Here is a 26,602-nt window from a genome sequence, read left to right as displayed (position 1 = left end):
GAGCTGCCATGAGCGAGATCGCAGGAACCTCGAACGGTGTCCACTCGATAGCCGGCCCGCAGCCGGCCCCCGAGCGCAGCACATTCACCGCCGCCGCACCTCCGACCGTGCTGGAGACGGAGACGGTGCACGAGTCGTACTCGTTCGCCTGCATGCGGTGCGGCCACGGCTGGGAGCAGTCGTACGAGATCAAGCACCACACGGACGCCGAGGGCCGGCCCTTCGTCATCTACTACGCGGACGGCGAGCGCGTCCCGTCCCCGCTGACCCGCCCCACCTGCGTGAACTGCGGCGAGCATGTCGTGCGCATCATGCGGTCCGGCCGCGTCTCGCTGATCGCGGACGTCCTGCACCGCCCCGCCCATGAGGTCCCGGCCACCCAGCAGGCCCCCGCGGGCCCCCTCCACGCCGGCGGCCCGGAGCCGTGGCACCGGTCGCGCCGGGAGCGCGCGGAGGCGCCGGAGAGCGCCGGCGAGCCCGACCGGGCGCACCACTGGCACCTCTCCGATCTCCTCCACCCCTTCCGGGCCCACCGCGAGCACCAGCGCTGACGGTCACGGGCGCTGCCTAGAATCGCTCGCATGGCGGCAACAGCATCGAACAGCAGTAGCAGGACCGGCAGCGGCAAGACCGACAAGACGGACAAGGACGTCCCACCGCCGCTCCCGGCCCCGCTGAACATTCCTGTTGCCGACTCGCACACCCACTTGGACATGCAGGGCGGAACCGTCGCCGACGCGCTCGCCAAGGCCGCGTCCGTCGGCGTGACGACGGTCATCCAGGTGGGGTGCGACGTGGCCGGTTCCCGCTGGGCCGCGGAGACGGCCGCCGCGCACGACGCCGTCTGGGCCACCGTGGCCCTCCACCCCAATGAGGCTCCCCGCATCGTCCACGGCGACCCCGACGGCTGGTCCCGCCAGGGCACCCGCCCCGCGGGCGGCCGCGAGGCCCTCGGCGAAGCCCTCGCCGAGATCGACCGCCTCGCCGCGCTCCCGCAGGTCAAGGGCGTCGGCGAGACCGGCCTGGACTTCTTCCGCACCGGCCCGGAGGGCATGGAGGCGCAGGAGTACTCCTTCCGCCGCCACATCGACATCGCCAAGCGCCACGGCAAGGCCCTGGTCATCCACGACCGCGAGGCCCACGCCGACGTCCTGCGCGTCCTGGACGAGGAGGGCGCGCCCGACGCCGTCGTCTTCCACTGCTACTCCGGCGACGCCGCCATGGCGAAGGTCTGCGCCGACAACGGCTACTACATGTCGTTCGCCGGCAACGTCACCTTCAAGAACGCCCAGCCCCTGCGCGACGCCCTCGCCGTCGCGCCCCTCGACCTCATCCTCGTCGAGACCGACGCGCCCTTCCTGACCCCCGCCCCCTATCGCGGACGGCCCAACGCGCCGTACCTCATTCCGGTCACGTTGCGCGCCATGGCGGGCCACAAGGAAATCGGCGAGGACGAGCTCGCCACGGCCGTCGCGGCGAACACGGCCCGGGCCTTCGGTTACTGAAATCCGGCCGCCCCGGCGGCTGACGGGGCGGCTCCCGAGGTGGTCCGCGAAGGCCTCCGCGCGCCCCCTCCGCACCCCACGCCCCGCGACACCGTGTGATGATCCGACTTTGGAGAGTGACGCCCCCTCCGCTACAGTCCCGGGCCGAAGCCCGTCCCAGGGGAGCGTCACGTGACTCATGCACAGGGCAGCCCCCGCGCCGCACGCAGCGGTGCGGCGGAAGCACCGCCGTACGACCCGTTCGACCCGTACAGCCCGTACGCCGCGCACGACCCGTACGACCCGCACGATCCGTACTTTGCGGGGCGCTACGACGACGGTCGCTACGGCGACAGCCGGTACTACGCCGCCTACGCCGCCCCCGCCGGGCCTTCAGAGCCCTACCACCCGATATACGAACCGGTTCCCGCCCCCGCGGGCCCCGGCTCCGTCCCGTACGACCCCTTCCTGCCCGAGCCCCGCGAGTCGGCCGGCCCCGAGACGCCCTACGACGCGCCCTACGACGCGCCGCCGCCGGCGCACTTGCCGCGCCAGCCGCTCACCCGGGAGGTGTACGCGGCGGGGCAGGTCGTCGCGGGCGAGGTCGTCTCAGCCGAGGCCCCGGCCCCCGAGGCCGCCCCGGACGCCCCCCGCCTCGCTTCTGAGCGCCGCTCCGGCGGCCGCGGCCGCAAGCGCCCCGGCGACCGCCCCGACGCCCTCCGCAAGCTCCTCCCGCAGGCCCTCGTCGTCGCCTTCCTCGCCGGCGGCACGTCCGCGTTCGTCGCCGACGACAAGACCGTCCACCTCACCGTCGACGGCCGCGAGCGCGTCCTGCACACCTTCGCCGACGACGTCGACGAGCTCCTCGCCGACCAGGGCATGGCCCTCGGCGAGCACGACGACGTCTCACCCGGCCACGGCCACGACCTTGCCCGCGGCGACGAGATCCACGTCCGCTACGGCCGCCCCCTCGCCCTCACCCTCGACGGCGAGCACCGCCGCATGTGGACCACCGCCCGCACCGTCGACGGCGCCCTGCGCCAGCTCGGCGTCCGCGCCGAAGGCGCCTACCTCTCCGCCGCCCGCTCCGCCCCCATCAGCCGCGAAGGCCTCGACCTCGACGTCCGTACGGAGCGCACTGTCACCTTCATGGCCGACGGCCGCGAACGCACCATCCGCACCAACGCCGCCACCGTCCACGAAGCCGTCGAACAGGCCGGCATCTCCCTCCACGGCGAGGACACCACCTCCGTCGACCCCGACAGCTTCCCCCGCGAAGGCCAGACGATCTCCGTCATGCGGATCACCGGCAGCGAGGAGGTCCGCGAAGAGCCCATCGACTTCACCACCGAGCGCCACGACGACCCCGACCTGTTCAAGGGCACCGAGGTCGTCTCCCAGCGCGGCGAGAAGGGCGTCGAACGCATCACGTACGCCCTGCGCACCGTCAACGGCGTCAAGCAGAAGCCGCGCCGCGTCGCCTCCGAGACCGTGCGGGAGCCCCGCACCCAGATCGTCCGCGTCGGCACCAAGCCCCGCCCCGTCTCCGTCCAGAGCGTCAGCGGGGACGGCCTGAACTGGGACGGGCTCGCCCAGTGCGAGGCCGGCGGCCGCCCGGACGCGGTCGATCCGTCCGGTACGTACGGCGGCCTCTACCAGTTCGACGTGCACACCTGGCGGTCCCTGGGCGGCAGCGGCCGGCCGCAGGACGCGCCCGCCTCCGAGCAGACGCTGCGGGCCAAGAAGCTGTACGTCAGCCGGGGGGCGAGCCCGTGGCCCGTGTGCGGCCGTAAACTTCACGGGTGAGCTCCAGCCCCAGCACAGACGAGTCCGGTTCCGGCGCACTGCTCGGCCCCGCCGACATCCGCGAGCTGGCCGCAGCCCTCGGCGTACGTCCGACGAAGCAGCGCGGCCAGAACTTCGTGATCGACGCCAACACGGTCCGGCGCATCGTCCGCACCGCGGAGGTCCGGCCCGACGACGTCGTCGTCGAGGTCGGCCCCGGCCTGGGGTCGCTGACCCTCGCCCTGCTGGAGGCCGCCGACCGGGTCGTCGCCGTCGAGATCGACGACGTGCTGGCGGGAGCGCTCCCGTCGACGATCGCGGCGCGGCTGCCCGAGCGGGCGGACCGTTTCTCGCTGGTCCACAGCGACGCGATGCACGTACAGGAGCTTCCGGGGCCGCCGCCTACGGCGCTGGTGGCCAACCTGCCGTACAACGTCGCCGTGCCGGTGCTGCTGCACATGCTGGACCGGTTCCCCAGCATCGAGCGCACCCTCGTCATGGTCCAGGCCGAGGTCGCGGACCGGCTCGCCGCCGCGCCCGGCAACAAGGTCTACGGCGTGCCGTCCGTGAAGGCCAACTGGTACGCGGAGGTCAAGCGCGCCGGTTCCATCGGGCGGAACGTCTTCTGGCCGGCGCCGAACGTCGACTCCGGTCTGGTGTCGCTCGTCCGCCGCGACAAGCCGGTCGAGACCACGGCGAGCAAGGACGAGGTCTTCGCGGTCGTGGACGCCGCGTTCGCGCAGCGGCGCAAGACGCTGCGGGCGGCGCTGGCCGGCTGGGCCGGTTCGGCCGCGGCGGCGGAGGCGGCGCTGGTCGCGGCCGGGATCTCGCCGCAGGCGCGGGGCGAGGCGCTGACGGTGCACGAGTTCGCGGCGATCGCGGAGAACAAGCCGGGCTGAGCCGGCCGGTGGTTCGGGTGCCGGTGCGGGCCCGTTCGGGTGCCGGTGGCGGGGGCTCCGGGGTGGGGGTCCGGGGCCGTATATTTACGGGCCCGTTGCCGCGGTCGCCGAGGGCACCCCGGTATTGGGCCCACAAATACACGTCAGCGCCCCGGACCCCCACCCCTGCGCCCCCACCACCTCCGCCGTCTTCCGGCTGGCGCTCTCGTCCCCCGTACGATCGGGGTGACCGATATCGCCCCCACCCGTAGGAGCCCGCTCCGTGTCCGTGACCGTTCGCGTTCCCGCCAAGGTCAACGTCCAGCTCGCGGTCGGCCCGCTGCGGCCTGACGGCTTCCATGACCTGGCCAATGTGTTTCTGGCGGTCGGTCTGTACGACGTGGTGACGGTGACGCCGGCTGATGAGCTGCGGGTGACCTGTTCGGGGCCGGACGCGGACAAGGTTCCGCAGGACCGTTCCAATTTGGCGGCTCGGGCGGCGCTGGCCCTGGCCGCGCGGCACGGGCGTGAGGCGAACGTCCATATCCACATCGAGAAGGACATTCCCGTCGCGGGCGGCATGGCGGGCGGCAGCGCGGACGGCGCGGCCGCGCTGGTGGCGTGCGACGAGCTGTGGGGGACGGGGGCTTCGCGCGAGGAGCTCCTGGAGATCTGCGCCGAGCTCGGCAGCGACGTGCCGTTCAGCCTGGTCGGCGGGACTGCTTTGGGCCGGGGGAGGGGCGAGCTCCTGACGCCCGTCGAGACGGGCGGGAGCTTCTGGTGGGTGTTCGCCGTCGCGGATGGCGGGTTGTCGACCCCGGCCGTGTACGGGGAGTGCGACCGCCTGCGGAGTGACGCGTACGTGCCGTCGCCCGACCCGTCGCCCGCGCTGCTGGAGGCGCTGCGGGCCGGGGACGCGGTCGCGCTGGCGGGCGCCGTGGCCAACGACCTCCAGGCGGCGGCGGTCTCGCTGCGGCCGTCGCTGGCGGAGACGCTGACGGCGGGTACGGAGGCGGGGGCGCTGGCGGCGATGGTCTCGGGTTCCGGGCCGACGACGGCGTTCCTGGTCAGCGATGAGGCGGAGGCGGAAGAGGTCGCCGAGGCGCTGAAGGCTTCCGGCACGTGCCGGGCGGTCCGAGTGGCGGCGGGGCCGGCGCCCGGAGCGACGATCACTGTCGGTTAGGCTCTGCGATTCCGCGCCCAGGAGGGGCGCCTGAATCGGGGGTTACGAACGTGGCGACTCCGCCGCCGTACCAGCAGCAGAATCCGTACCAGCAGCAGCCGCCCGCGTACGGTTACGCGGCGCCCGGCGCTGCGCCCGCGCCCATGTTCGCGGGGCCGTCGTGCCGGATGTGCGGCGGGTTCCCCGCCGTCGAGGCGACGGTCCGGCAGCACCAGGGAGTCCTCATCATGATGCGGTTCCTGCATGTGCGGGGACCGTTCTGCCGCAACTGCGGGTTGTCCGTGGTGAGCGACATGACGGGCAAGACGCTGTGGCAGGGCTGGTGGAGCCCGCTGTCCCTGGCACTCTTCACGCCGTTCACGCTGATCTGGAACATGACGGTGAAGTCCAAACTGCAGAAGCTTCCGCCGCCGATGATGCCGGGGCAGCAGCAGCCCCAGCCCTGGCAGTAGTTCGCCCGTTCACCCGTTCGGGGAGTAGTTCTTCGAGTCCGGCGTGTTTGCGGCTTGCCCGCCCTAGCGTCCCTTGCTACCGACAGAGGTAGGCAGAAGGGGCGGGATGCCGGGATGGAACTGCGATCCGACTCGCCGATGGCGTGGCGCCTGTGCGGCAACCAGATCAAGCTGTGGCGCCAGGCGGCGAACGTCTCCCGCGAGGAGCTGGCAGCGGAGGCGGGGTACGGCGTCGAGGCCGTGAGGTCGATGGAAATGGGACGGCGCAGGCCGTCCCAGCACCTCCTTGAGGTGGCGGACAGCATGTTCGGCGCGTGCGGAAAGTTGAAGGCGGCCCATCCGTACCTGGAGCCGGACCGGTTCAACAATCGCGTGCGCGAGTACATGGCCATTGAGGCCGAGACGGTCGCCTTCCACTGGTACGACGTCCTGCTCATCCCCGGCTTGCTGCAAACCGAGGGCTACGCACGGGCGCTCATGGCAAGCCACTGTCCGCCGGTGGACGACGAGACCGTCGAAGCGCGTGTGACTGGGCGGATCGAGCGCGGGGAACTGCTGAAGAAGACGACCACGCTGTTCAGCTTTGTGATCCACGAAGCTGCCCTGAGGGGACTTGTGGGCGGCCCCGAAGTAATGAAGGGTCAGCTCAACCACCTCTTGGAGGTGGGTAAGTTGCGCAACGTGTCGATCCAGGTCCTGCCCCTCGGCCAGGGCGCCACTCCTGGGATCAGCGGATCCTTCACCGTGATGGAGACTGCCGATTTCAGGCAGTACGGCTATCAGGAGGCGCAGGGGTCCCACCTGCTGTTCACCGACACGGAAAAGGTGGGCGACCTGGTGAAGCGGCACTCCATGATCCGCATGCAAGCACTTGACGTCGAAGCTTCGGCCGAAATGATCAGAAGGGTGGCGGAAGAGCTGTGATAAGCGAGCTGTCGTGGGTGAAGTCCAGCTACAGCGGCACCGACGGAGACGTGTGCGTTGAAGTCGCCGTCCTCCCCCAGGCCATACGAATACGCGACTCCAAACGCAAAAGCGGGCCCCAACTCGCCGTAGGCGCACCCGCCTGGAAGGCCTTCGTGGGGCACGTGACCGTCGTCTGACCTACAGCCGAGAGGCAGGTCGCTCGCCCCGTATGCGTTACGCAATCCGCTACAGCGAAGAAGCCGCGGCGCGGCGCGACCGTCTCAACGTGGCGCGCCGCGAGACGTTCGACCGCGCCGTCATCGTCCTCGCCGAGCGCCCCCGGCATGAGAAGTCACTGGCGATGGGCGGAAACGTACGGCAGGTCCGGCTGACGAACGACGTCCTCGCCCGGTACGCAATCGTCCACCACGTCGTGGTGATCCTCGACCTGTCGGTCTTCGACCGGGAGGACACCGTCCTCGCTGACGAGGGCTGATCACTCCGGGGGCGAGCCCGGCGCATCACAGCGTGCGGGAGGGGGCCGGGGGTGGAGGGGTGGGGGTCCGGGGCGCTGACGTGTATTTGTGGGCCCAATACCGGGGCACCCTTCGCGTCCGCGGCAACGGGCCCGTAAATATACGGCCCCGGACCCCCACCCCGGAGGCCCCGGCACCCGGCACCGGACCACGGCCCGAGCCCACCCGGCTCTTCACGACCGCGGCCGCGGTAGGGCTACCCCCACCCCGGAGACGCCCGCTGTTCCCATGGGGGAAGCCCGCGCCGCTCCCTAGCGTGAACCCCGTGATGGGCAAGCTCGCAGCACGCTCGCTGCGCTACAGAATCGGCGGCTTCGCCGCCACCTTCCTCGCGCTGTTCATCGGCGCCACGCTAGTGATGGGCTGCGGCGGTCTCATGGAGACCGGCATCCGGAACAACGTGCCGCCGCAACGCCTCGCCGGCGCCGAGCTGCTCGTCACCGGCGACCGTACCCACGCCGTGGCGACGAGCAAGAAGCACAAGAAGCGGACCACCCTCCCCGAACGGGCGGAGATCCCCGCCGCCCTCACCGACAAGATCCGCGCCGTACCCGGCGTACGCACCGCCGTCGGGGAGCGCACCTTCGACGCCGCCGTGCTGGGCCGCGGCGGCACCGCAACGGTCACCGCCCAAGCCCACGCATGGGAGTCCGCGGCGCTCACCCCGTACGCCCTCACGGCCGGCACCGCGCCCGCCCGCGGCGAGGTCGTCCTGGACGCCGCCACCGCCCGCCGCGCGGGCGCCGCACCCGGCGACCGGATACGGATCGCCGCACACGGCGGCTCGGCCACGTACACAGTGAGCGGCATAGCCCAAGCCGAAGACGTCCCCCAGACCACCCTCTTCCTCTCCGCACCGGACGCGGCCCGCCTCTCCGGCCGCCCCGACACCGTCGCCGACATCGCCGTCACTCTCGCCCCCGGCGCCCACCTGGACGCCGTCCGCAAGGACATAACAGAGGCCCTCGCCGCCCAGACGGACACGCCCGTCACCCTCCTCTCCGGGGACGACAGGGGCTCCGTAGAGCACCCGGAGGTGCTGCAAGGCAGCGACGACCTGATCGCGCTGTCCGGCGTCGTCGGCGGCCTCGTCATCCTCGTCGCGGCGTTCGTCGTGGCGGGGACCGTCGCCCTGTCGGCACAGCAGCGCAGCCGTGAACTGGCCCTCCTACGGGCCATCGGCACGTCCACCCGCCAGCTCCGCCGCATGCTGCTCGGCGAGACGCTCATGGTGATGGTGCTGGCGGGCGCCGCGGCCTGGCCCGCAGGGCCGCTCGCCGGGCGGGCCCTGTACGACACGCTCGTCGACAGCGGCATGATTGCCGGCACCGTCGAGTTCAGCCAGGGCTGGATCCCGGCGATGCCCGCCTACGGAGCGCTGCTCCTCACCGCCGTCGGCGGCGGCCTGCTCGGCAGCGCGCGGGCGGTCCGCGCCAAGCCCGTACAGGCGCTCGGCGAGGCGGCCGTGCAGCAGCAGGGCCTGCACCCCGTACGGATCGCCGCCGGGCTGCTGTTCCTCGCCGGAACGGTCGCCCTGGCGCTCGTCACCGCGCTGGTCCTGCGCGGCCCGGTGGCGGCCAGCACCGCAGGGCCGACGGTGATGTGCTGTGCGATCGCCCTCGCCTTCCTCGGCCCCTGGTTCACGAAAGCCGTCACTCTCGTCCTGCACTGGCCCGTACGGCTCCTGACCGGGCCCGCCGGCCGCCTCGCCGTCCTCAACTGCCGCGCCCGTACGGCCAAGGTGGCCGCGATCGCCACTCCGGTCATGCTCGCCAGCGCGATCGCCACCGGGAACCTCTACCTCCAGACCACCACGGCCGCCGTGTCGGACAAGGCGTTCGCGGAGAACCTCCGGGCGGACGCCGTCCTCACCTCGGCGGCGGGCGGGGTCGACCCCGCGCTGCTCGCGCGCGTACGGGCGCTGCCGTCCGTCGCGGGGGCGAGCGCGTACGTGACCAGCGCCGCGCACACCGAGAAGCCGCATGACGGTGACGAGAACAAGAAGGGCCTGCCCCTCCAGGGCGTGAGCGCGGAGGGCGTCGCGCGGACCCTCGCCGTGAAGGCGAGCGCGGGCAGCCTCGACGGGCTGCGCGGGAACGCGATCGCGCTGCCCGAGACCGTGGCGCACCGCATGCACCGCACCGTGGGGGACACGATCACCCTGCGGATGGGCGACGGCGTACGGACCGACGTACGGGTCGTGGCGCTGTTCAAGGGACGCGAGGGCTTCGAGTCGGCGCTGACCAGTGCCGAGCTGCTCGCCCCGCACACCACCGCCGGCCTCCCCGCGCAGCTCCTCGTGCGGGCGGCGGACGGCGGCCGGGACCGGCTGGCGGGGGACCTCACCGCGCTGGCCGCGCAGCAGCCGGGGCTGAAGGTCATGGACCGGGACGCGGTGACGACCGCGCACGCGCAGGGCAGCCGCACGCAGGCGTCCGTCAACTACCTGATCATCGCGATGCTCGTCGCGTACACGGCGCTGTCCGTCGTGAACACGACCGCCGTCGCCGTCGGCAACCGCCGCAAGGAGTTCGCGCTCCAGCGGCTCACGGGGGCCACGCGGGGACAGGTGATGCGGATGATGGCGGTGGAGGGCGGCCTGGTGGCCGTGGTGGGCCTCCTCCTCGGCGGGGCGGCCGCGGCGAGCACGCTGGTGCCGTTCGGCTACGCACTGGGCGGCGGTACGGGGGCGATCTCCGGGCCGCCGGAGATCGCCGTCACGGTGATCGGCGCGGGCCTGGCCCTGACGCTGGCGGCGACCCTCGTGCCCACGTGGTGGGCGCTGCGGCACCGGCCGGTGGAGGCGGCCCGGATCTGACCCCGGGACCTTGCCGCGGGCATGGGATCCTGGAAGCCAGGAACCCCACGCAAGGAGCGGCATGGCAGCCAACCTCGTCAATCTGGAAGCCGTCGACAAGGTGTACGGCACCCGTGCACTGCTCGACGGCATCTCCCTCGGCGTGAACGAGGGCGACCGGATCGGTGTGGTCGGCCGCAACGGTGACGGCAAGACCACCCTGATCCGGATCCTCGCCAAGCTGGAGGAGGCGGACAAGGGCCGCGTCACCCACGCCGGCGGCCTGCACCTCGGCGTGCTCACGCAGCACGACTCGCTCGACCCGGCCGCCACCATCCGGCACGAGGTCATCGGCGACCTCGCCGACCACGAGTGGGCGGGCAGCGCGAAGATCCGCGACGTGCTCACGGGCCTGTTCGGCGGGCTCGACCTGCCCGGCTTCGCGGACGGCCTGGACACCGTGATCGGCCCGCTGTCCGGCGGCGAGCGCCGCCGCATCGCGCTCGCCAAGCTGCTGATCGCCGACCAGGACATGATCGTCCTGGACGAGCCCACCAACCACCTCGACGTCGAGGGCATCTCCTGGCTCGCCCAGCACCTCCAGCAGCGCCGCTCGGCGCTCGTCTGCGTCACGCACGACCGCTGGTTCCTGGACCAGGTGTGCACGCGCATGTGGGACGTGCAGCGCGGCGTCGTCCACGAGTACGAGGGCGGGTACAGCGACTACGTCTTCGCGCGCGCTGAGCGCGAGCGCATCGCCGCGACCGAGGAGGCGAAGCGGCAGAACCTGATGCGCAAGGAGCTGGCCTGGCTGCGCCGCGGCGCGCCCGCCCGCACCAGCAAGCCGCGCTTCCGCATCGAGGCCGCGAACGAGCTCATCGCGGACGTGCCGCCGCCGCGCGACAGCGCGGAGCTGATGAAGTTCGCGAGCTCGCGCCTCGGCAAGACCGTCTTCGACCTGGAGAACGTCTCCATCCAGGCCGGCCCCAAGGAGCTGATCAAGCACCTGACGTGGCAGCTCGGCCCGGGCGACCGGATCGGCCTCGTCGGCGTCAACGGTGCCGGCAAGACCTCGCTGCTGCGGGCCCTCGCGGAGGCGGCCGCCACCGAGGGCGAGAAGCAGCCGGCCGGCGGCAAGGTCGTCGTCGGCAAGACCGTCAAGCTGGCCTACCTGTCCCAGGAGGTCGGTGAACTCAACCCCGCCATGCGGGTGCTGGAGGCCGTGCAGCAGGTCCGCGACCGCGTGGACCTCGGCAAGGGCCGTGAGATGACGGCGGGGCAGCTGTGCGAGAAGTTCGGCTTCACGAAGGAGAAGCAGTGGACGCCGGTCGGCGACCTCTCCGGCGGTGAGCGCCGCCGGCTCCAGATCCTGCGCCTCCTCATGGACGAGCCCAACGTCCTCTTCCTCGACGAGCCCACGAACGACCTCGACATCGAGACCCTGACGCAGCTGGAGGACCTCCTCGACGGCTGGCCCGGCTCGATGATCGTCATCAGCCACGACCGGTACTTCGTCGAGCGCACCACCGACCGGGTGTACGCGCTCCTCGGCGACCGGGCGCTGCGGATGTTGCCGCGCGGCCTGGACGAGTACCTGGAGCGGCGCCGGCGCGTCATCGAGGCCGCCACGCCCGCCGCCGCTCCGGCCGCGGCCCCGGCGGCGGGCGCGCCCGCGAAGTCCGCGGCGGACGCGCGCGCCGCGAAGAAGGAACTCCATAAGATCGAGCGCCGCCTGGACCGCATCAGCGAACAGGAAGCGAAGCTCCATGCCCAGATCGCCGAAAAGGCCACCGACTTCGAGGCCGTCGCCAAGCTCGACACCGAGCTGAGGGAACTGGCGTCCGAACGCGACGACCTGGAACTCCGCTGGCTGGAACTGGCGGAAGACGCGTAGCCGTTCCGGCGTCGGCATGACAGGTCAAGGATGCTCCGCATCCTTGAACCCGCCGCGGCGACGCGCAACCACAACGGCGGCATCCGGCGGTGCCGAACACACCTGAGCCGGTCCCGGCACCGCCGGTCTCCGCCGCGGTGGCTGATCGCCGTTGCGGCGGTTTGAAGGGTGACGGGCGCCACCCTTCACCGGCCCCGGCGGCCTGACGGCTCGGCAGCCCGGCCGGTCAAGGATGCACCGGCATCCTTGAATCCGCCGCCGTGGCGAGCAACCACAGCGGCGGCATTCGGCGGTGCCGAACGCACCCAAACCCGTACGGCACCGCCGAGCCCAAGGGCATCCGGTCACCGCAACGGTCTCGTCACGGGGCGGTCTCAGCCCGTGTCCCGTCCGTACCGGGTGATAAAAAGAACATCCGCCAGCCCCGCCGCAACGAGGAAAGCTGATGTCAACACCGCCCCCGCCCCAGCCGCCCAACCAGCCGCCGCCGGGCTTCGGGGCACCCAGCCCCTCGTACGGCTACCCGCCCCAGCAGCCGCCGCAACAGCCCCCGCAGCCCCCGCAGGGGGCCCCGGCGGGCCAGCCCGGCTACGGCTACCCGCAGACACCCCCGCCCCCGCCGCCCCCCGCCGCGCCGCAGACCCCGCCCCCGGGCGGCTACGGCTACCCGGGCCCGGCCGGCGCCGGCCAGCCCGCGCAGGGCTACCCGCAGTACAACGCGTACCCGACGCAGCCGCCCGGCCCGTACGGCGCCCCCGGCCAGTACCCCGGCGCGCCCGGCACACCCGGCGGCCCCGGAGGCGACGGCGTCAAGAAGAAGCGCATGGCGATCATCGCCGGCGCCGTCGCGGCCGTCCTCGTCCTCGCCGGCGGCGGCATCTGGTTCGCCACCAGCGGCAGCGACGACGACGAGCCGAACGTCTCCAGCGCCGGCCAGACCGGCGGCACCGGCGACAAGGGCAACAAGGGCGGCGGAGGAGGCAACAGCAAGCCCAAGTCCGTCAACGGCAAGATGCTCTTCAACGTCGAGCAGGAGAAGGTCGACGACCTGGTCAACACGAAGGGCATGTGGGCCACCGACCAGGCCGTCGCCAAGGCCGACGTGTACAAGATCGTCGGCTACGGCCTGGACGGCGGCAAGAAGTGGGAGCTCCCCCTCGACGGCGCCGTCTGCTGGTCCAACCCGCAGGCCACCGCCGACGGCAAGGCCGTCATCCTGGTCAGCGACGGCAAGCCCAGCCAGGAGAAGAAGTACGGCGGCCCCTGCACCCAGGTCATCGCCTTCGACGTCAACAAGGGCACCAAGCTCTGGCAGAAGTCCGCCAAGTCCGGTGACCGCGACGTCATCTTCGACGAGGTCACCATCGGCGGCGGCACGGTCGCCGCGGGCGGCACCAGCGGCGGAGCCGCCTGGTCCCTGGACGAGGGCAAGGAGCTGTGGGCGCCCAAGGCCGACGGCGACGACTGCCGCGACGGCGGCTACGGCGGCGGCAGCAAGCTCGTCGCCGTGCGCCGCTGCGGCGACATCGAGCGCGGCATCGTCACCGTCCAGACGCTCGACCCCAAGACCGGCGCGGTGAAGTCCAAGTACCAGCTGCCGCCCGGCCTGAGCTGGCCGCACATCGCCTCCACCGAGCCCCTCGTCGTCGCCGTCAACGCCGGCGGCAGCACGGGCAACGGCGCCTCCGACTTCTTCGTGGTCGACGACAGCGCCAAGGAGGGCAAGCTCCGCAGCAAGATCTCCACGGACAACGGCAAGTACGAGCCGCGCTGCCCGTCGACCGACGTCGAGGGCTGCACCAAGCTGTCCATCACCAAGGACACGCTCTACATGCCGACCGCGGACCACTCCTCCGGCAACGCGGACGGGCCCGGCCGCGTCAACGAGATCGTCGCCTTCGACCTGGCCACCGGCCAGACCAAGGGCAAGACGGACGGCACCCCCGGCTCCACCCTCGTGCCCCTCGGCGTCGACACGGACGGCTACCCGGTCGCGTACCAGATCCCGACCTACAACGCCGGCGGCAAGGTGCTGCGCATCGACCCCAAGACGTACAAGGGCGAGGTGCTGCTGAAGAACGCCGACGAAACGTCCCGCCCGGAGCGGGAGCTCTCGCCCGACTACCAGCAGGGCCTGTGGGCCCAGGGCCGGCTCTACCTCGGCTCGACCTCCGCGCACCGCAGCTCGGCCGCGCTGGGGAAGCAGTACATGATGATGGCCTTCGGCGGGAGCTGACCCGGCCCGGAAGGCTTGACCGCCCGCGTTGACGCAACTTGATCACGGCGCTGCCCGTACAGCGGTTTCCGACCGCTTGGCGCCGTGATCAAGCACAATTGACGTCGGAGAAGTCGTATCCCTGCTCGTCGCGCTGCCGTGCCTGAACGATCCGTTTCAGTCGCGAAGTACACGTGATTGGCAGGGATTTCGGCATTCCGGGGGACTTCTCACCGGTAAGGGGCGCGCAACGTCGAACAAGCGTGTAGCTTCCGGGGTCGAGGGGTCGACAAGGAGACGTAGAGACGTACGCGGGGCGACAGGGGGCAAGCGCATGGGCGTGCGGCTCATGGTGGTCGATGATCACCGACTGCTGGCCGAGGCGCTCGCCTCGGCCCTGAAGCTGCGCGGGCACCGGGTCCTGGCCGCGGCCGCGCCGAGCGCGGGCGCCGCCGACCTGGTGGTGAGCCGCGCACCCGAGGTGTGCCTGCTGGGCACCGCCACACCGGCCGAGCCGGGGGCCTTCGACCCCGTCGTCCGCATCAAGCGGGACCGGCCGCAGGTGGCCGTCGTCGTGCTCGGCCCGGTGCCGAGCCCGCTCGGCATCGCCGCGGCCTTCGCCGCGGGCGCATCCGGCTATGTGCGGCACAACGAGCGGATCGAGGGCGTCGAGCGCGCCATGATGAAGGCGCGGGCGGGAGAGGCGGCGGTCGATCCGCAGCTCCTGCAAGGCGCGTTCACGGAGCTGCTCAACCCCGCGGCCCAGCCGGACGACGAAGGAGCGCGGTTGCTCCAGCTCCTCACCCCGCGGGAGGTGGAGGTCCTCGTCCGGGTCGCCGAAGGGGAGGACACGCGCCTGATCGCGGCGGGCATGGGGATAGCGCCGAGCACGGCGCGCACGCACGTTCAGCGGGTGCTGATGAAGCTGGGGGTGGGCTCGCGCCTGGAGGCGGCGGCGCTCGCCGCGCGTACGGGGCTGCTGGACCGCGCGGCCGCCGGGCCGGGGCCGCTGCCCCCGCAGAGGGGTTCCTAGGGGTCCGGGGCGTGCCCCCAGTTATGGGAAGGGGCGGGGTGGGGAGGAGGAACCCGTGAGCCCCGCGATCCCCATGAGGAAGACGGCAACCAAGCTCGCCGACGGCCGCGAGCTCATCTACTACGACTCCTACGACTCCTGCGGCGCCTACGACTCCGGCGGCTCCCGCGTCGACGTCATCCGCGACGCCGCCGACCCCCGCCCCCTCCGCCCCGTCCTCACCACCACCGAAATCCGCCACGACCCGATCCTCGGCGACGACGTCGCCATCGCCTCGCACCGGCAGACCCGCACCTTCCTCCCACCCGCCGAAGCGTGCCCCCTGTGCCCCTCAAGTCCCGGGCGTCCCACGGAAATCCCCGCCCCCGACTACGAGGTCGCCGTCTTCGAGAACCGCTTCCCCTCCCTCACCGGCGAGGCGGGCCGCTGCGAAGTCGTCTGCTTCACCCCCGACCACCACACCTCCTTCGCCGCCCTCGGCGAAGACCGCGCCGCCCTCGTCCTCGCCGCCTGGACCGACCGCACCGCCGAACTGGCCGCGCTCCCTGCCGTCCGGCAGGTCTTCTGCTTCGAGAACCGCGGCGAGGAGATCGGCGTGACCCTCGGCCACCCGCACGGCCAGATCTACGCGTATCCGTTCGTCACCCCGCGCACCGAGCGCATGCTCGCCTCCGCCGCCGCCCACGCGGCCCGCACGGGCGGGCGCAACCTCTTCGACGACACCGTCGCCGCCGAGCGCGACGACGGCCGCCGCACCGTCCTCGCCACCGAGCACTGGACGGCCTTCGTGCCGTACGCCGCCCACTGGCCCTACGAAGTGCACCTCTACCCGCGCCGCCGCGTGCCCGACCTGCTCGCCCTGGACGACGCGGCGGCCACAGAGTTCCCACAGGTGTACCTGGAACTCTTGCGCCGGTTCGACCGGATCTTCGGCCGGGACGCGCCGCCGACCCCGTACGTCTCCGCCTGGCACCAGGCGCCGTTCCACGACCCCCGCAGGACTGAATTCGCGCTTCACCTCGAGCTCTTCACCATCCGCCGGGCTCCCGGAAAGCTGAAGTTCCTCGCGGGTTCCGAATCCGGCATGAACGTGTTCATCAACGATGTGCCGCCCGAGGCCGCGGCGGAGCGACTGCGAGAGGTAGCGGGTCAATGAGCGAGAACAGCAGGAAGTGCCTGGTCACGGGCGGCGCGGGGTACGTCGGAAGCGTCGTGGCGGCGCATCTGCTGGCCGCCGGGCACGCCGTGACCGTCCTCGACGACCTCTCGACCGGGCACCGGGCCGCCGTCCCCGCTTCCGCCGCCTTCATCCACGGCCGCGTGCAGGACGCCGGGCAGTGGCTCGACAGCTCCTACGACGCCGTCCTGCACTTCGCGGCGTTCTCGCAGGTCGGCCAGTCCGTCGCCGACCCCGAGCCGTACTGGCGCAACAACGTCGGCGGCACCGCCGACCTGCTCGCCGCCATGCGCGACGCCGGCGTGCGCACCCTCGTCTTCTCCTCCACGGCCGCCACCTACGGCGAACCGTCCGCCGTCCCCATCACCGAGGACGCCCCCACCGCCCCCACCAACCCCTACGGCGCCACCAAGCTCGCCGTCGACCACATGATCAGCGGCGAGTGCGCCGCCCACGGCCTGGCCGCCGTCTCCCTGCGCTACTTCAACGTCGCGGGCGCGCACGGCCCCTACGGCGAGCGGCACGCCCCCGAGACCCACCTGATCCCGATCGTCCTCCAAGTGGCCCGCGGCGAGCGCGAGGCCGTCGCCGTCTACGGCGACGACTACCCCACCCCGGACGGCACCTGCGTCCGCGACTACATCCACGTCGCCGACCTCGCCGAGGCCCACCTCCTCGCCCTCTCCGCCGCACGCGACGGCGAACACCTCATCTGCAACCTGGGCAACGGCAACGGCTTCTCCGTCCACGAGGTCATCGAGACCGTCCGCAAGGTCACCGGCCACCCCGTCCCGCAGACCGCCGCGCCGCGCCGCCCAGGCGACCCGGCCGTCCTCGTGGCCTCCGCCGAGCGCGCCCGCGAGACCCTCGGCTGGACGCCGCGCCGCCCGGACCTCACCCAGATCGTCGCCGACGCCTGGGAGTTCGCGCGCCGCGGGCCCGAGCAGTGACCGCAGCGGCGAACGACGCGGCCGAGGGCTTCGAGCGCGCTTACGGGTACGCCCCGGTCGGCGTCTGGGCCGCACCCGGCCGCGTCAACCTCATCGGCGAGTACACGGACGTCAACGAAGGCCACGTCCTGCCCATCGCCCTCCCGCACTGCACCCGCGTGGCCGCCGCGGCCCGCACGGACGGCCTGCTGCGGCTGCGCTCGCGCGAAGCGGCGGAGGCGGGCACGTCCGAGCTGCCCCTGGCCGGTCTCGTACCCGGCGGCGTGCCGGGCTGGGCCGCCTACCCGGCGGGCGTCGCCTGGGCGCTGCGCGAAGCGGGCCTGCCCGTGGGCGGGGCGGACCTGTACGTGGAGAGCGACGTGCCGGCGGGTGCGGGGCTGTCGTCCTCCGCCGCCCTGGAGGTCGCCACGGCCCTGGCGCTGACCGAGCTGCACGGGGCGGCGGGCGAGCGCCCCGCCCTCGCCCGGCTCGCCCAGCGCGCCGAGAACGCCTTCGTGGGCGTCCCCTGCGGCGTCATGGACCAGACGGCGTCCGCCTGCTGCACCGCCGGCCACGCCCTGCACCTCGACACCCGCGACCTCGCGCTGCGGCAGGTGCCCTTCGACCTGGCCGCCCACGGGCTGCGGCTCCTCGTGGTCGACACCCGCGTCCGGCACGCCCTGGCGGACGGGGCCTACGCGGCGCGGCGGGCGGGCTGCGAGGCGGCGGCGCGGGCCCTGGGCGTACGGGCCCTGCGGGACGTGCCGCACGCGGAGCTGGGCGACGCGCTGGGCCGGCTCGCCGACGCGTCCCTGAGGCCCCTGGTGCGGCATGTGGTGACCGAGGGCGAGCGCGTACGGGAGGTCGTGGCGCTCCTCGCCGCGCGCGAGCCGCGCAAGGCCGGGCCGCTGCTGACCGCCGGGCACACCTCCCTCCGCGACGACTTCGCCGTCTCCTGCCCGGAGCTCGACCTGGCCGTCGCGGTCGCGAACGAAGCGGGCGCGCTCGGGGCGCGGATGACCGGCGCCGGCTTCGGCGGTTCCGCGCTGGCGCTCGTGGAGGAGGGGGCGGCGGACGCGGTCGGCGCGGCCGTCACGGCGGCCTTCGCGGCGGCCGGACACCGCCCGCCGCGGGTCTTCGCAGCGGTGGCGGGCGCAGGTGCGCGGCGGGTGTTCCGGGGCGAGGGGTGAAAACCGGGCCGCCGGGCCCTGCCCGATCGTGCAGTCGCGCATGGTCAACTTCGCGTCGTTCCACGTCGTTCACTGCCTCAATACTGAACAGAAAGCTCACCATAAACAGGCGGGTCGAGCAGTTTTGCCAATCGGCTTCCGTTGCGGGACCCCCGCCGTACGCTGATGCACAGTGCCGGTGGGGGCCGGCGCTGATCAGGGGGCGAGACAGGCAGGTACGACGCCCGGGGCGGGGTGGAAGTCGACAAGTGCGGCGGCGGCCGTGCGGTGTGCGGCGGCCCCGGACCGGGCGCCGTACCCGCACTGACCGCCGCCCAGGATATGGGGGTGGCTGTGGCACGTATTCGGGTACTGGTGGTCGACGACCACCGCATCTTCGCCGAGTCGCTCGCCGCCGCCCTCGCGGCCGAGCAGGACGTGGAGGTCTCGGCGGCCGGCAGCGGGCCGGCGGCGCTGCGCGCGCTGGAGAGGGCGGCGGCCGAGGGGCGCCGCTTCGACGTGCTGCTGATCGACGCCGATCTCGGCACGGTCGGTCAGGACGGCGGCGGGACGGTGCCGGGCCAGCTCAGGGGGCCAGCTCCGCACGGCGCGGGCCTCGGGCCCGGCCACGGTCCGGGTCACGGCCCGGCCCACGGCGTGGGCCATGTGCCCGTGCACGACGGTGGCGGCTCCGGTGAGGGCGCGGTCGACGGGATCTCGCTCGTGGCCGGGGTGCGCACCGCGCACCCCGCGGTGCGCACGGTGGTCCTCGCCGAGCGCGACGACCCGCGGCGGGCCGCGGCGGCCCTCCAGGCGGGCGCCGGCGGCTGGGTGGCCAAGGACTGCTCGCTGTCGCGGCTGCTGGCCGTCATCAGGGGCGTCCTGCGCGATGAGACGCACCTGCCGCCCGCCCTGCTCACGGGCGTGCTGCGGGAGCTCACGGCGGCCCGCAAGCACCGCACGGAGAGCGAGCGGCTCGTGGAGTCGCTGACACCGCGCGAGCGGGAGGTGCTGCGCTGCATGGTGGCGGGGCTGGGCCGCAAGGCCGTCGCCGAGCGGCTCTATCTCTCCCCGCACACCGTCCGCACCCACATGCAGAACGTGCTGGGGAAGCTGGGCGTCCACTCCACCCTCGCCGCGGTCGCGCTCGCGCGCCGCGCCGGGGTCGGGCCCGTGGACCTAACCGGGAGTGTTGTCGAACGGGGCGGTCAGCTGGCGTAGCAGATCGGCCAGCTCGCGGCGCTGGGTGCGGGACAGCTCGGAGAGGATGGCGCGCTCCTGCTCCAGGAGTCCGGCCAGGGCCTCGTCGGCGCGGTCCCGCCCCTCGTCCGTGAGGCGTACGAGCACGCCCCGGCGGTCGCTCGGGTCCGGCTCGCGCCGGACCAGGCCCTTCTTGGCGAGCCGGTCGATGCGGTTGGTCATCGTGCCGGACGTGACCAGCGTCTGGGTCAGCAGCTGGCCGGGCGAGAGCTGGTACGGGGCCCCGGCGCGGCGCAGCGCGGTCAGCACGTCGAACTCCCACGGTTCGAGCTCGTGCTCGGCGAAGGCCAGGCGGCGGGCGCGGTCGAGGTGGCGGGCGAGCCTGCTCACGCGGCTGAGCACCTCGAGTGGCTCCACGTCGAGGTCAGGGCGCTCGCGGCGCCACGCTGAAACCAGCCGATCGACCTCGTCCTCCATGACGATCAGTGTAGAGGGTCTGTCGACATGAAGTCTCTTGACGTCAAGATATTCATGTGGTGATCCTGGAGGTATGACGACTCACGCTGCCACGCCTGTCTGGGATCCGGAGCAGTACCTGCGTCACTCCGGCCCCCGCGCCCGGCCCTTCTCCGACCTGCTGGCCCGCGTACCGGTGCGCGATCCCGCGCGGATCGTGGACCTCGGGTGCGGGCCGGGGAACGTCACGGCGCTGCTCGCCGAGCGGTGGCCGCGGGCGGGGATCACGGGGCTGGACAACTCGGAGGAGATGCTGCGGCAGGCGCGCGAGCGCGCGCCCGGCATCGACTTCGGGTGGGCGGACCTGAGGTCCTGGACGCCGGAGGGGACGTACGACCTGATCATCTCCAGCGCGACGTTCCAGTGGGTGCGGGGGCACGAGGAGTCCTTCCCGGCGTGGACCGGGGCGCTCGCCCCGGGCGGGGTCTTCGCCTTCACGGTGCCGGGCAATTTCGACGAGCCGAGCCATGTGCTGCTGCGCGAGCTCTGCGAGAGCAGGGCGTGGCGGGGCCGTCTGGGCGGGCTCCAGCGGCCCGGGTACGTGCTGACGCCCGCGGAGTACCTGGAGCGGCTGGCGGGGCTGGGGCTGACGGTCGACGCGTGGGAGACGACGTACGTGCACGCCCTTCCGGGCGAGGATGCGGTCCTGGAGTGGACGAAGGGCACGGCCCTGAGGCCGGTCCTGACGGCCCTGGGCGACGACGAGAAGGCGACGTCGCGCTTCCTGGCGGAATACGGGTCACTCCTACGCGAGGCGTACCCCCGGGGCCCCCACGGCACGCTGTTCCCGTTCCGGCGGATCTTCGTGGTGGCCGAGCGGTGACGCGGGGGCGCTGCCCGACGGCGCCGGTACACCTGAGCCCCTACGGCACCGCCGGTCTCCACCGTCGTGGTGGCGCGCCGCGGCGGCGGTTTCAAGGGGGCGAGGCCCCCTTGACCTGCGCAAGCTTGCGCGGCGAGCACGCGATGAAGGGGCCCCGCCCCTTCATTCCGCCGGGACGGCGATCAGCCACAGCGGCGCCATCCGGCGGTGCCGGTCCCACCCGAGCCCGTACGGCATCGCCGACATCCGCCGTCGTGGCTGGTCGCCGTCGCGGCGGATTCAAGGGGGCGAGCCCCCTTGAACCTCGGGGCGACGGGGGCGCCGCCCCCGTGTCGCGCTCTCAGGCGCGCCTGTGCCCAACAAGGCGCGGCTTCGGTTCCAGGCCGTCCAAGCCGTGCCACGCCAGATTCACCAGATGCGCCGCCACCTCCGCCTTCTTCGGCTTGCGGACGTCCAGCCACCACTGGCCCGTGAGGGCCACCATGCCGACGAGGGCCTGGGCGTACAGCGGGGCGAGCTTCGCGTCGAAGCCGCGGGCCTTGAACTCCAGGCCGAGGATGTCCTCGACCTGCGTGGCGATGTCGCTGATCAGAGAGGCGAACGTGCCTGTCGACTGCGCGACCGGCGAATCGCGGACGAGGATGCGGAAGCCGTCCGTATACCGCTCGATGTAGTCCAGCAGTGCGAACGCCGCCTGCTCCAGCAGTTCCCGCGGGTGGCCCGCGGTCAGCGCGCCCGTGACCATGTCGAGCAGCTGCCGCATCTCGCGGTCGACGACCACCGCGTACAGCCCCTCCTTGCCGCCGAAGTGCTCGTAGACGACCGGCTTGGAGACCCCGGCCTTCGCCGCGATCTCTTCGACCGACGTGCCCTCGAACCCCCGCTCGGCGAAGAGCGTGCGACCGATGTCCAGCAGCTGCTCCCGGCGCTCCGCGCCGGTCATCCGCACCCGCCGGGCGCGGCGGGCCCCCGCAGCAGGGGCCCGGTCCTTGTTACTGGTGGTATTGCTGTCGATCGCCACGCTGTCAATCATGCCGCCTCGGCGGCACTCTCCTTCCGCCGGGAGTCCAGGCGGCCGGCCGTGGGCCACCGCACGTCGTAGGCCCAGCCCGCCTGCTCGAACCAGCGGATCAGGCGGGCGCTGGAGTCCAGCTGCCCCTTGAGCACACCATGCCGGGCCGACGTCGGGTCCGCGTGGTGCAGGTTGTGCCAGGACTCGCCGCAGGAGAGGATCGCCAGCCACCACACGTTGCCCGAGCGGTCACGCGACTTGAAGGGCCGCTTGCCGACGGCGTGGCAGATCGAATTGATCGACCACGTCACATGGTGCAGCAGGGCGACCCGGACCAGCGAACCCCAGAAGAACGCCGTGAGCGCCCCCTGCCAGGACCAGGTGGCCAGGCCGCCGACGAGCGGCGGGATCAGCAGGGACACCGACGTCCACAGCACGAACTGGCGGGAGATCGCCCGGATCGCCGGATCCTTGATCAGATCGGGGGCGTACTTGTGCTGCGGGGTCTGCTCCTCGTCGAACATCCAGCCGACGTGGGCCCACCACAGCCCCTTCATCAGCGCCGGCACCGTCTCGCCGAAGCGCCACGGCGAGTGCGGGTCCCCCTCCGCGTCCGAGAACCGGTGGTGGCGGCGGTGATCGGCGACCCAGCGCACCAGCGGGCCCTCCACCGCCATCGACCCCATGATCGCCAAGGCGATCCGCAGCGGACGCCTGGCCTTGAACGAGCCGTGCGTGAAATAGCGGTGGAAGCCGATCGTGATGCCGTGGCAGCCGATGAAGTACATCGCGGTCATCAGCCCGAGATCCAGCCAGCTCACCCCCCAGCCCCAGGCGAGCGGGACCGCCGCGACCAGGGCGAGGAACGGCACGGTGATGAAGAGCAGCAGGGCGAGCTGCTCGACGGAACGCTTGCTGTCGCTCCCCAGCGTGGCGGAGGGGAGCGGGGCTTCCTGGGCCTTCGGCGCGTCTTCGAGCACGTCGGGGCTTGCAGTCATGGGTTCCCTCATGGGGGTCGGGGCATGGCTACGGTTCCGTAACCTACGGCTTCGTAAGTATGGCAGGGCGGGGGCGGGGAGCAAGAGGGCTGTGGATAACCGCGCGTCGTGCGGAGACCTATGCTGGTGGGCGTCGGACAGCGCGGTCCGCATCCCCTCCAGACGTGCCGGAAACTCTGCAAGGAGCAGCACCTGTGAGCAGTGCCGACAACACCAACGCCGCCCTGCGCGCCGACATCCGCCGCCTCGGCGATCTCCTCGGCGAGACCCTGGTCCGCCAGGAGGGGGAAGAGCTCCTCGACCTTGTGGAGCGGGTCCGTGCCCTGACCCGTACCGACGGCGAGGCCGCCGCCGAGCTGCTCGGCGCGACCGATCTGGAGACCGCCGCCAAGCTGGTGCGCGCCTTCTCCACCTACTTCCACCTGGCGAACGTCACCGAGCAGGTGCACCGCGGCCGCGAGCTCGGCGCCAAGCGCGCCGCCGAGGGTTCGATCCTCGCCCGCACCGCGGACCAGCTCAAGGAAGCCGACGCCGAGCACGTGCAGCAGACCGTGGAGAACCTCGGCGTCCGCCCCGTCTTCACCGCACACCCCACCGAGGCCGCCCGCCGCAGCGTCCTCAACAAGCTCCGCCGCATCGCGGCCCTCCTCGACACCCTCGCCGCGGGCACCGGCGACAAGCGCCGCACCGACCTGCGCCTCGCCGAGAACATCGACCTGCTCTGGCAGACCGACGAGCTGCGCGTCGCCCGCCCCGAGCCCACCGACGAGGCCCGCAACGCGATCTACTACCTCGACGAGCTCCACGCCAACGCCGTCGGCGACGTCCTGGAGGACCTCGCCGCCGAACTGGAGCGCGTCGGCGTCACCCTGCCGCCCACCACCCGCCCCCTCACCTTCGGCACCTGGATCGGCGGCGACCGCGACGGCAACCCCAACGTGACCCCCCAGGTCACCTGGGACGTCCTCCTCCTCCAGTACGAGCACGGCATCACCGACGCCCTCGACCTCGTCGACGAGCTGCGCGGCGCCCTCTCCAACTCCATCCGCAACAGCGGTGCCACCGAGGAGCTCCTCTCCTCCCTCCAGCGCGACCTCGAGCTCCTGCCCGAGATCAGCCCGCGCTACAAGCGCCTCAACGCGGAAGAGCCCTACCGCCTCAAGGCCACCTGCATCCGGCAGAAGCTCGTCAACACCCGCGAGCGCCTCGCCCGCAACACCCCCCACGAGGAAGGCCGCGACTACCTCGGCACCACCGAGCTCCTCGCCGACCTCCAGACCCTCCAGGACTCCCTGCGCGCCCACCGCGGCCGCCTCATCGCCGACGGCCGCCTGGAGCGCGCCCTGCGCACCCTCGCCGCCTTCGGCCTCCACCTGGCCACCATGGACGTCCGCGAGCACGCCGACGCCCACCACCACGCGCTCGGCCAGCTCTTCGACCGCCTCGGCGAGGAGTCCTGGCGCTACGCCGACATGCCGCGCGACTACCGCCGCAAGCTCCTGGCCAAGGAGCTGCGCTCGCGCCGCCCGCTCGCCCCCAGCCCCGCTCCCCTCGACGCGGCCGGAGCCAAGACGCTCGGCGTCTTCGGCACCATCCGCGAGGCCCTGGAGAAGTTCGGCCCCGAGGTCGTCGAGTCCTACATCATCTCGATGTGCCAGGGCGCCGACGACGTCTTCGCCGCCGCCGTCCTCGCCCGCGAAGCCGGCCTCATCGACCTCCACACCGGCTGGGCCAAGATCGGCATCGTGCCGCTCCTGGAGACCACCGACGAGCTCAAGGAAGCCGACCGCATCCTCGACGAGATGCTCGCCGACCCCTCCTACCGGCGTCTGGTCGCGCTGCGCGGCGACGTCCAGGAGGTCATGCTCGGCTACTCCGACTCCTCCAAGTTCGGCGGCATCACCACCTCCCAGTGGGAGATCCACCGCGCCCAGCGCCGCCTGCGCGACGTCGCCCACCGCTACGGCGTCCGCCTCCGCCTCTTCCACGGCCGCGGCGGCACCGTCGGCCGCGGCGGCGGCCCCACCCACGACGCGATCCTCGCCCAGCCCTGGGGCACCCTCGAAGGCGAGATCAAGGTCACCGAGCAGGGCGAGGTCATCTCCGACAAGTACCTCATCCCGGCCCTCGCCCGCGAGAACCTGGAACTGACGGTCGCCGCGACCCTCCAGGCCTCCGCGCTGCACACCGCGCCCCGCCAGTCCGACGAGGCCCTCGCCCGCTGGGACGCGGCCATGGACACCGTCTCCGACGCCGCCCACTCCGCCTACCGGCGCCTGGTCGAGGACCCCGACCTCCCCGCGTACTTCTTCGCCTCCACCCCCGTCGACCAGCTCGCCGAGCTCCACCTCGGCTCGCGCCCCTCGCGCCGCCCCGACTCCGGCGCCGGCCTCGACGGCCTCCGCGCCATCCCCTGGGTCTTCGGCTGGACCCAGTCCCGCCAGATCGTGCCCGGCTGGTTCGGCGTCGGCTCCGGCCTCAAGGCCGCCCGCGAAGCCGGTCTCGACACCGTCCTGGACGAAATGCACGAGCACTGGCACTTCTTCCAGAACTTCCTCTCCAACGTCGAGATGACCCTCGCCAAGACCGACCTGCGCATCGCCCAGCACTACGTCGACACCCTCGTCCCCGACGACCTCAAGCACGTCTTCGACGTCATCAAGGCCGAACACGAGCTCACCGTGCAGGAAGTGCTGCGCATCACCGGCGAGGCGGAGCTCCTCGACGCCAGCCCGGTCCTCCGCCAGACCTTCCGCGTGCGGGACGCCTACCTGGACCCGATCTCGTACCTCCAGGTGACGCTGCTCCACCGCCAGCGGCTCGCCGCGGAGAACGGCGAGAGCCCCGACCCGCTGCTGGCACGGGCGCTGCTCCTCACCGTCAACGGTGTGGCCGCGGGCCTGCGCAACACGGGCTGACGCACGTACGCGAAGCGGCCCCTCGCCTCAGGGCGGGGGGCCGCTTCGCGCGTGTATGGAGGCGGAGTCAGGAGTTGTACGTGGTCCGGGCGCGCTCCAGGCCGTCCACGATCAGGGACTCCACCGCGTCCGCGGCCCGGTCGACCTGGTAGTCCAGTTCCTTCCGCTCCGTGGACGAGAAGTCCTTGAGCACGAAGTCCGCCACCTGCATGCGGCCCGGCGGGCGCCCGATCCCGAACCGTACGCGCAGGTAGTCCGGGCCCAGCGCCTTCGTGATCGACTTCAGGCCGTTGTGGCCGTTGTCGCCGCCGCCGAGCTTCAGCCGCAGCGTGCCGTAGTCGATGTCCAGCTCGTCGTGGACCGCGATGACCCGGTCCGCCGGCACCTTGTAGAAGTCGCGCAGCGCGGCCGTCGGCCCGCCCGACAGATTCATGAACGACATCGGCTTGGCCACCACGATCCGCCGGCTCGACAGGCCGGGCGCGCCGATGCGGCCCTCGACGACCTGGGCCCGCGAGGCCTTGTGCGCCTTGAACTTGGCGCCCATCCGCTCCGCGAGCAGGTCCGCGACCATGAAGCCCACGTTGTGGCGGTTGCCTGCGTACTCCGGCCCGGGGTTGCCCAGGCCCACGATCAGCCAGGGGCTGGAGTCGTCCGTCATCTGCATGTCTCCTTCATAGCCAACCGCTCAAAGCCG

General features: G+C 72.4%; 23 protein-coding genes. 19 read left to right on the top strand and 4 right to left on the bottom strand.

From position 1 onward, the window contains the following. Positions 1-8: 8 nt before the first annotated feature. The 17 genes from PS271_RS10760 to PS271_RS10680 all read left to right on the top strand — a co-directional run bounded on the left by PS271_RS10760 (position 9) and on the right by PS271_RS10680 (position 19,659). A complete protein-coding gene (locus PS271_RS10760) occupies positions 9-551 on the top strand; it encodes a hypothetical protein (RefSeq protein WP_398381732.1) in 543 nt (180 codons plus the stop codon). Positions 552-581: 30 nt separating this feature from the next. Further along, positions 582-1,505 (top strand): TatD family hydrolase, encoded by a 924-nt coding sequence (locus PS271_RS10755; protein ID WP_398381731.1) that lies wholly within the window; start codon positions 582-584, stop codon positions 1,503-1,505. Between the two features lie 171 nt (positions 1,506-1,676). Next, positions 1,677-3,290: a resuscitation-promoting factor gene (locus tag PS271_RS10750; protein ID WP_398381730.1), complete on the top strand. Its 1,614-nt coding sequence runs from the start codon at positions 1,677-1,679 to the stop codon at positions 3,288-3,290. Continuing rightward, positions 3,287-4,168: a 16S rRNA (adenine(1518)-N(6)/adenine(1519)-N(6))-dimethyltransferase RsmA gene (gene rsmA / locus PS271_RS10745; protein ID WP_398381729.1), complete on the top strand. Its 882-nt coding sequence runs from the start codon at positions 3,287-3,289 to the stop codon at positions 4,166-4,168. Before PS271_RS10750 ends, rsmA begins: the two co-directional genes overlap by 4 nt. Positions 4,169-4,430: 262 nt before the next feature. Then, positions 4,431-5,330, top strand: a complete 900-nt coding sequence (locus tag PS271_RS10740) for a 4-(cytidine 5'-diphospho)-2-C-methyl-D-erythritol kinase (protein ID WP_398381728.1) — start codon at positions 4,431-4,433, stop codon at positions 5,328-5,330. Between the two features lie 50 nt (positions 5,331-5,380). Beyond that, entirely contained in the window at positions 5,381-5,782 is a 402-nt protein-coding gene (locus tag PS271_RS10735) for a hypothetical protein (protein ID WP_398381727.1), read from the top strand. A 114-nt stretch (positions 5,783-5,896) separates the two neighbouring features. Beyond that, positions 5,897-6,706, top strand: coding sequence for a helix-turn-helix domain-containing protein (locus PS271_RS10730; RefSeq protein ID WP_398381726.1), 810 nt, complete (start codon positions 5,897-5,899; stop codon positions 6,704-6,706). Continuing rightward, positions 6,703-6,885, top strand: coding sequence for a DUF397 domain-containing protein (locus PS271_RS10725; protein ID WP_398381725.1), 183 nt, complete (start codon positions 6,703-6,705; stop codon positions 6,883-6,885). Before PS271_RS10730 ends, PS271_RS10725 begins: the two co-directional genes overlap by 4 nt. Before the next feature lie 32 nt (positions 6,886-6,917). Continuing rightward, the gene (locus tag PS271_RS10720; RefSeq protein ID WP_398381724.1) at positions 6,918-7,184 is read left to right on the top strand and encodes a hypothetical protein; all 267 of its coding nucleotides are present in this window, start codon (positions 6,918-6,920) and stop codon (positions 7,182-7,184) included. 296 nt (positions 7,185-7,480) lie between these two features. Beyond that, positions 7,481-10,042: an ABC transporter permease gene (locus PS271_RS10715; protein WP_398381723.1), complete on the top strand. Its 2,562-nt coding sequence runs from the start codon at positions 7,481-7,483 to the stop codon at positions 10,040-10,042. Positions 10,043-10,103: 61 nt separating this feature from the next. Beyond that, complete coding sequence (locus PS271_RS10710) at positions 10,104-11,915, top strand: ABC-F family ATP-binding cassette domain-containing protein (protein ID WP_398381722.1); 1,812 nt, start codon at positions 10,104-10,106, stop codon at positions 11,913-11,915. Positions 11,916-12,360: 445 nt separating this feature from the next. After that, entirely contained in the window at positions 12,361-14,151 is a 1,791-nt protein-coding gene (locus PS271_RS10705) for an outer membrane protein assembly factor BamB family protein (RefSeq protein WP_398381721.1), read from the top strand. Between the two features lie 313 nt (positions 14,152-14,464). Further along, the gene (locus PS271_RS10700; RefSeq protein WP_398381720.1) at positions 14,465-15,163 is read left to right on the top strand and encodes a response regulator transcription factor; all 699 of its coding nucleotides are present in this window, start codon (positions 14,465-14,467) and stop codon (positions 15,161-15,163) included. Positions 15,164-15,236: 73 nt separating this feature from the next. After that, positions 15,237-16,319 carry a galactose-1-phosphate uridylyltransferase gene (gene galT / locus PS271_RS10695; protein WP_398386798.1) on the top strand — a complete coding sequence of 361 codons (1,083 nt, stop codon included), beginning with the start codon at positions 15,237-15,239 and terminating at the stop codon, positions 16,317-16,319. Beyond that, positions 16,316-17,290 carry a UDP-glucose 4-epimerase GalE gene (gene galE, locus PS271_RS10690; protein ID WP_398381719.1) on the top strand — a complete coding sequence of 325 codons (975 nt, stop codon included), beginning with the start codon at positions 16,316-16,318 and terminating at the stop codon, positions 17,288-17,290. The genes galT and galE overlap by 4 nt, the downstream gene beginning before the upstream one ends. Next, positions 17,287-18,459 (top strand): galactokinase, encoded by a 1,173-nt coding sequence (gene galK, locus PS271_RS10685; RefSeq protein WP_398381718.1) that lies wholly within the window; start codon positions 17,287-17,289, stop codon positions 18,457-18,459. Before galE ends, galK begins: the two co-directional genes overlap by 4 nt. Before the next feature lie 333 nt (positions 18,460-18,792). Continuing rightward, positions 18,793-19,659, top strand: coding sequence for a response regulator transcription factor (locus PS271_RS10680; protein WP_398381717.1), 867 nt, complete (start codon positions 18,793-18,795; stop codon positions 19,657-19,659). On the opposite strand, the gene PS271_RS10675 is transcribed toward PS271_RS10680, so the two are convergent. Next, positions 19,618-20,115: a MarR family winged helix-turn-helix transcriptional regulator gene (locus tag PS271_RS10675; RefSeq protein WP_106682081.1), complete on the bottom strand. Its 498-nt coding sequence runs from the start codon at positions 20,113-20,115 to the stop codon at positions 19,618-19,620. The two genes, PS271_RS10680 and PS271_RS10675, sit on opposite strands and share 42 nt — an antisense overlap. 73 nt (positions 20,116-20,188) lie before the next feature. Between PS271_RS10675 and PS271_RS10670 the strand changes: the two genes are divergently transcribed. Beyond that, on the top strand, positions 20,189-20,977 hold the full coding sequence (locus tag PS271_RS10670) for a trans-aconitate 2-methyltransferase (RefSeq protein ID WP_398381716.1): 789 nt from the start codon (positions 20,189-20,191) through the stop codon (positions 20,975-20,977). Positions 20,978-21,317: 340 nt separating this feature from the next. On the opposite strand, the gene PS271_RS10665 is transcribed toward PS271_RS10670, so the two are convergent. After that, the gene (locus tag PS271_RS10665; RefSeq protein WP_194959945.1) at positions 21,318-22,010 is read right to left on the bottom strand and encodes a TetR/AcrR family transcriptional regulator; all 693 of its coding nucleotides are present in this window, start codon (positions 22,008-22,010) and stop codon (positions 21,318-21,320) included. Further along, a complete protein-coding gene (locus tag PS271_RS10660; protein ID WP_398381715.1) occupies positions 22,007-22,987 on the bottom strand; it encodes an acyl-CoA desaturase in 981 nt (326 codons plus the stop codon). Before PS271_RS10660 ends, PS271_RS10665 begins: the two co-directional genes overlap by 4 nt. A 194-nt stretch (positions 22,988-23,181) precedes the next feature. Here PS271_RS10660 and ppc point away from each other — a divergent pair, with 194 nt between their 5' ends. Then, entirely contained in the window at positions 23,182-25,905 is a 2,724-nt protein-coding gene (gene ppc / locus PS271_RS10655) for a phosphoenolpyruvate carboxylase (RefSeq protein WP_398381714.1), read from the top strand. 67 nt (positions 25,906-25,972) lie between these two features. Here the strand turns inward: ppc and pth are convergent, their stop codons facing one another. After that, positions 25,973-26,566: an aminoacyl-tRNA hydrolase gene (gene pth, locus PS271_RS10650; protein WP_398386797.1), complete on the bottom strand. Its 594-nt coding sequence runs from the start codon at positions 26,564-26,566 to the stop codon at positions 25,973-25,975. Positions 26,567-26,602 lie beyond the last annotated feature (36 nt).

The organism is Streptomyces sp. SCA2-17, from assembly GCF_044336695.1.
This window is presented reverse-complemented; position numbering and strand designations above follow the sequence as displayed.